Here is a 6,142-nt window from a genome sequence, read left to right on the forward strand (position 1 = left end):
ATTTTGCACAATTTGCAAATTTAATGGGTGAATCGTTTTCATTATCAAGTTCAATTATTGAGGCAAATGCTAATGCAGGAATTGGCATTGGATACCATATTAAATTTGTAAATCAAAAATTTACTGAAGTAACACATGAATAATTCGAACAAGTCTGTCCATGCTGCAAGTGGATTTTGTTTTGAGCTTTAAATATCCCATTTAATCACGAAATACCGTGGCGCGCCCTCCGGAACTTGCCCCTCTCCCGCTCCAGGCCATGCCCGTCCCCCGGTACCCTTTGGCTGGCACCGGGGATGGATGTGCCAGCCGGTGGCCAGGCATCGCCTTCCGCTCGGTGGTCGAGGAACATCGTACCTGTGATCAAGGTGTACCATGTTCCCGCTGATAATCTTGCGGGTTGCCTGACCTGGCGGATACCTACAGCCCCACTACAGGTCCAGGGCTGCGGGCTACCCGATCGGCGCACTCCTGCGAGCGCTGCGCGATGATGAGTCGCAGATGAGTGTGGCCCTCCGCCCTGCACCTTCCGTTCGGTGGTCGGGACACCCTGCCCACCAGTATTATACTGCCCTGGCTCCTGCGGAGCACAGGCCTTTAGGGCAGCGTGTCCTCGCTGATATTCTTGTGGGTTAGAGCGCGCTGCTTGCGCGCAACTGCTGCGGCAGTTGAGCAAACTATACCTACCCGGGGTAGCTCCTCCGGACAGCTGCGCGCCCTCCGGAACTTGCCCCTCTCCCGCTCCAGGCCATGCCCGTCCCCCGGTACCCTTTGGCTGGCACCGGGGATGGATGTGCCAGCCGGTGGCCAGGCATCGCCTTCCGCTCGGTGGTCGAGGAACATCGTACCTGTAATCAACGAGTGTACCTTGTTCCCGCTGATACTCTTGTGGGTTACCTGACCTGGCGGATACCTACACCCCCACTCCAGGCCCAGGGCTGCGGGCTGCCCAATCGGCGCGCTCCTGCCTGCTGCGCATCGTGTGCAGATGAGCGCGACCCTCCGCCCTGAGCCTTCCGTTCGGTGGTCGGAACACCCTGCCCACCGGTATTATACTGTCCTGGCTCCTGCGGAGCACAGGCCTAAAAAGAGGTTGGGCAATGGATGAGCTGCTGAATATGGTCGGCAATTTGGGATTCCCCATCGCCGTAGCCGCCTATCTGTTAACTTTTATAAACCCGTAAACGCTGAGTCTTGCCCAGGGCAGTATTGAAGTCCATTTCCAAAACGCGCTGTATAGCCAAGTTAAATCCCCCTTTCCTTTAAAGTGCCTGTCACATCTCGCTCATTGTCCGAGATTACGAAAGGCCTATTCGTTTTCCAGTTCCTTGCTGTCCCGGCGCTGCACTGCCAGCAGGGTCTTTTCCTGCAGCCCGGAAATACCAGTGCCAACTGCATACACATCAGCATCAGTTGCCGCAGATTTCACCTTGTCATACCTGCGGGTAATGCTTTTGCCGCCGCCGTTGTCCATTACCAAAGCCAACTCGCTCCCCAGGGGAGTAGATACTACAGCCATCCATTCCACCTCCTTCATGTTTTAATCTCGGAGCCCTGAATCTCTTGGCTCTATTCTGATTCTAAATAATAAAGGGGGTGAAACTGAAAGGCGGAGGCTGGGCTATAGCCTGGTGTTAAAGGGCGGAAAATCTGGCGTTTACGATGAGCGCAGCGGGAGCAGGAGGCTACTGGAGACCAATTACTTCGGATTCTCAGGCAAAGGATTAAAAAGCAGAAACACTCTGGAAAATGAAAGGCAGTTAGCTTTCCGCCTGCCAGGCGGCAGGAATATTTTAGCCAAATCCCGGATTTTGGGGGGCTTAATTAATTGCAATTAGACCAGGCGGGACAATCGTTCCTCAATCCTTTGCAAATAACGCCCAATGACCGTTACCGCCTGGAGAACATCGTTTTCATCATCTGCTCGCCTGGCCTGGCCGAAGTGGTCAGCTAGCTCCCGGCCCAAGAAGATATTGGCGCGGGCAGCGGCCAGCGAACCGAAAACTTTTACCCTGGAGCCGGTGGACAAATGGAGTAGAGAGCCGCTTTCCTTGGCTTCCGGCCTAGTTATATATGAAATATCATAAAATCCGGAGGCTGCATCGTGATGAACGCGGGGGCGGCGCATCCGGAACGGAATGAAAACTCTCCCGACTCGCTCTAACGTTTTAGGCGGCAGGTAGAACGGCAGCGGAGACCGCCTGCCAAACAACAGCGAAATTTCTTTGCCCTGGGCTTCCAGGTCCACCGAATAGCAGCGCGCTAAGGCCCGCCGAACGGAGTTTAGGGAACGCTGGTCAATTACCTTGCATCCATCATGCAATAATATTTCCGTGCAGTTGCCCTCACCGGTGTAAACCGGGCAGAATGAAACAACCTGCTCACAAAGCTCCTCGATCCTGGGCATAAGAAGCACCCCCTCCGCACAAACAAACAATCAAGAACGTTTGTTCTAATGATAGCATTGATGCAGCAAACAGGCAAGACTGCGGGAATCTTAACAATTATTTAAGCATCGGAAGAAACTGCGGAGCAGTTTCAATACACCGCTGCAACGAGGCAGCGCCTCGTTATGATTATTCTTCCAGCTTGATTAGATAATTAGCTTGCTTGCTATATTTACTTTATTTTGCAGGAATTTGGCAAATTGAATAGAAGTAAGTCTAAAATGCAGGTGATAAATCACTAGTAACAATATCATTGGAGGAAAGTAAGTTGGCAACAAAACCAGAAGTTGAAGATCAAGAATACATAGCATTTGTCGGGCTTTACGAAACAGCCAATAAAGAGGGATATCTCGGAGCAATGTTAATAGCCGATACCCATGGTGTGCCCGGTGAGTTTCGTTGCACCCATCCGGTAAAACCTAATCCCATTCAGAAACCTCTTTATGGTCACACATTAGAATATCATATTGGGGTAAATCTTTGTGGAGTACCATTAATTAAAGCAGCTCAATTAAAACCTCGTATAATTGTCGTGAACCGTGAAGTTTTATTAGATATACGGTTAGGAATTGAAATACCTGTATCTTTTATCAGACGGGCAGGAGAAGCAATTGAAATAAGGGATGCAAATAGTAACGAAACAAGTGGACGTGACCGGCTTGATTGCCCTACAGGAAAGTTTAACCCAATTATGATATATTCAAATCCGAGATTTGCGAATGATCAAATATTTATTCGTGAATTCTTGGCCCAGAATTTCGGGCATCTGGATCCATTAGAACCATTTGAACGAATTGAAACCGCTATAAAAGTACTAGGTGAGCAAGATAAACGTTTTCAGTAGAGGTTGTAATTATGTCATTAAGCATATTAGGAGTAGTTGAAAAAGCCAGACTTAAACTGGTAAGTAAACTTGCCCCGGTTCCTACTGTATCGACCACTGTTATGTTAGATAGTATCGAACTAGGACTTAATCAAAGTGCTGAATTTTCAGAATACGACTTAGAACTATTGTACTCTGGTATAACTTTTAATTTTTTTGCTACTTCATCTATAATTCCAGAAGGTCAAGAATTACCTATATCATTTCTAGGTGGAGAAATAAGTAATTATGAGTTAATTAACTCAGTAATTGAAAGTCATTTCCTCACACCTTTGTTATCTGACTCCACACATATAGAACTAAGTGATAACTTATTAATATCCGACAATAAAGACAAGCAAACTGTAATTGAACTGTGTTATATACCAGAGATCGAAAATTTAAAGGATTTGTTTGATACAGTTGAGTTGCATTACATTAAACTATGTCGGAACCCTCAGATAAATACAATCGAGAATCTAGAATTACCGCCTCCTGAGATGGAAAAATGTGATATTAGTATAGATATAATAAGAAGTAAGCTTAAAATGCTTGATGCCAAACCACAAGTAGAAAATCTCAATGAATTTTTTATAGAAGGATTAGAAATACCCGAGATCGTTTCGATAAGTTTGAACTTAGGACAACCGCAAAAAGCTGGGAAAAACTATCGTAATGAAGTAGTTGAAGAATCCTTGTTCAAGGTAGCGTGTCGTCATGGGAGAAATCCAAAGGATTGTAAAGTTTGTTCCCCTCAAATAAAGAAAGACCAACAGCAAAATAAGGCAGTAATAAATGTTTTCGATCTTTTACTTCCTATTCTCCAGCCACCCCTGACCGCTTCGCTTGATAGCCCAGTAGATTTTCCTCACCCATTATATGATTTTCAAAGAGAGGGTATTAAATTCTTAATTGAACATGAAAAAGCTCTTCTTGGGGATGAAATGGGCTTAGGCAAATCGATTCAAGCTATTACCGCTGCTAGACTTCTTGTCCGGCAGGGAAATGTAAAGAAAATTCTTATACTGTGCCCTAAAGCAGTACTTACTGACTGGGATAAAAAATGGTGGGATTGGGCACCGGAAATTCAGGTAATAAAAGTTGCTGGAAACCCCAATCAGCGCAACATAAACTGGAAGAGTCCAGCTCATGTATACCTTGTTACATATGAAACTATGAAACAAGACCTTAAGAGTATTGTGGATACATACTTTGATTTAGTAATTTTGGATGAGATCCAAAAGATTAAGAATAGCAGTTCACAGATATCATCATCCACAAGAAAAATAAAGGCACAAAGACGCTGGGGATTGTCTGGTACACCATTAGAAAATCGAATTGATGATTTGCTCTCAATTTTTACTTATTTAGTACCAGGGTTATTAAGTTCAAATTTAATTTATGATCCATCAACAGTACAAATAGCTATAAAGCCGTACTTGTTAAGACGAACCAAAGCAGATTCATTAAAAGATTTGCCCGCCAAAGTACATGAAACTGTTTGGTTAGATCTTACTGATAAACAAAGAATTGCTTATGATAGAGCTGAACAAAATGGTATCTTAGAATTGAGTAAAAAGGGTGAAAAAGTTACCGTCCAGCACATATTTGCTCTAATTCAAAGCTTAAAACAAATATGTAACATAGATAGTGTTTCAGGAACAAGCTGCAAATTAGATTATTTAAATGAACAGTTAGAGCAAATTGATGAACAGGGGGATAAAGCTTTAGTTTTTTCCCAATATCCGAATGTAACACTTAAGAAAATAGAACCACGCTTAAAGAAGTATAAACCATTAATATATGATGGATCGCTTTCAAGCCCAAAACAAAATCAAATGGTTGAAAAGTTTAACAAAGAAGAGGATAACCGGGTCTTATTAATGTCACTTAAATCAGGTGGAGTAGGGATTACACTGACCCGGGCTAATTATGTATTTCATTATGATCTTTGGTGGAATCCTGCTATTGCAGCTCAGGCTGAAGATCGAGCACATAGAATAGGCCAAAAGAAAACGGTCTTTGTTACATACCTATATACCAGGGATACCATAGAAGAAAGGATTCATAATATTGTAGAAGCAAAAATGCGTCTGTTTAGAGAAATCTTTGATGATATAACCGATACTAACCTGAGCACAAGTTTGAGTGAAGAAGAACTGTTTAGCCTGTTTGACTTGCACAAAAAGCGGCCCATAAAACCGACTGAAAAGAAATCGAAAACCCCAAAAACAATAGAATACATAATGTCTCTCAACCCAACTGAATTTGAAAATCTAGTAGCAGAATTATATTCTAACATGGGATATAATGTAAAACTTACTCCACCCACCCGAGATAACGGAGTAGATGTTCTTGCCCAGCGTCAAACCGAAACAGGTAGAGACTATTTGGCCATACAATGTAAACATTATAAAACCGGTCCGGTTGGTGTCGAACCTGCACGCGCTCTATATGGAGTGATAAATTCTGAGCCTAGTATTACAAAAGGAATATTAATTTGTAGTGGTGAATTTTCTTCCGATTGTAAGTCCTTCGTTCGCAATAAGCGCATTGAGTTGGTTAATGGGAGTGTGTTATTGGGACTTATTAAGAGATATTGGGATAACTAACACACGGCGCAATTATTAAATAAATATATAAGTTGCTCAATTAAGTATGTGAACCCTGGTCATCTGTAAAATGCGAAAAACACATAATAACCTTCGAGGACAGGGTACAGAGAGCGGAGCGTGAGCGCAGCCGGTACTCTGTCCTCGGCCACGGAGCTGGAGCTGATATCCCGGAACGGAGTGGAAGGGATAGGAGCGGAGGCGGATTAAGCGAAGGGGAC

At 43.9% G+C, this 6,142-nt stretch carries 7 protein-coding genes; 3 read left to right on the plus strand and 4 right to left on the minus strand.

The features are described 5' to 3' along the window. Positions 1-205: 205 nt before the first annotated feature. Together PHP87_RS06465 and PHP87_RS06470 are read right to left on the minus strand one after the other, a co-directional pair. Positions 206-469, minus strand: coding sequence for a hypothetical protein (locus tag PHP87_RS06465; RefSeq protein ID WP_299919773.1), 264 nt, complete (start codon positions 467-469; stop codon positions 206-208). A 128-nt stretch (positions 470-597) separates the two neighbouring features. After that, positions 598-858, minus strand: a complete 261-nt coding sequence (locus PHP87_RS06470; RefSeq protein WP_299919775.1) for a hypothetical protein — start codon at positions 856-858, stop codon at positions 598-600. Between the two features lie 260 nt (positions 859-1,118). On the opposite strand from PHP87_RS06470, the gene PHP87_RS11910 reads away from it, so the two are divergent. Further along, positions 1,119-1,184: a YvrJ family protein gene (locus PHP87_RS11910; RefSeq protein ID WP_366942897.1), complete on the plus strand. Its 66-nt coding sequence runs from the start codon at positions 1,119-1,121 to the stop codon at positions 1,182-1,184. 125 nt (positions 1,185-1,309) lie between these two features. Here the strand turns inward: PHP87_RS11910 and PHP87_RS06475 are convergent, their stop codons facing one another. Together PHP87_RS06475 and PHP87_RS06480 are read right to left on the minus strand one after the other, a co-directional pair. Then, complete coding sequence (locus tag PHP87_RS06475) at positions 1,310-1,519, minus strand: DUF1659 domain-containing protein (protein WP_299919777.1); 210 nt, start codon at positions 1,517-1,519, stop codon at positions 1,310-1,312. A 315-nt stretch (positions 1,520-1,834) separates the two neighbouring features. Then, positions 1,835-2,407, minus strand: coding sequence for a hypothetical protein (locus PHP87_RS06480; RefSeq protein ID WP_299919779.1), 573 nt, complete (start codon positions 2,405-2,407; stop codon positions 1,835-1,837). A 308-nt stretch (positions 2,408-2,715) separates the two neighbouring features. On the opposite strand from PHP87_RS06480, the gene PHP87_RS06485 reads away from it, so the two are divergent. Both PHP87_RS06485 and PHP87_RS06490 read left to right on the plus strand, forming a co-directional pair. Beyond that, on the plus strand, positions 2,716-3,291 hold the full coding sequence (locus PHP87_RS06485) for a hypothetical protein (protein WP_299919780.1): 576 nt from the start codon (positions 2,716-2,718) through the stop codon (positions 3,289-3,291). An 11-nt stretch (positions 3,292-3,302) separates the two neighbouring features. Continuing rightward, entirely contained in the window at positions 3,303-5,921 is a 2,619-nt protein-coding gene (locus PHP87_RS06490; RefSeq protein WP_299919781.1) for an SNF2-related protein, read from the plus strand. Positions 5,922-6,142 lie beyond the last annotated feature (221 nt).

This window comes from Syntrophomonas sp. (genome assembly GCF_028707975.1).
Lineage (GTDB): Bacteria > Bacillota > Syntrophomonadia > Syntrophomonadales > Syntrophomonadaceae > Syntrophomonas.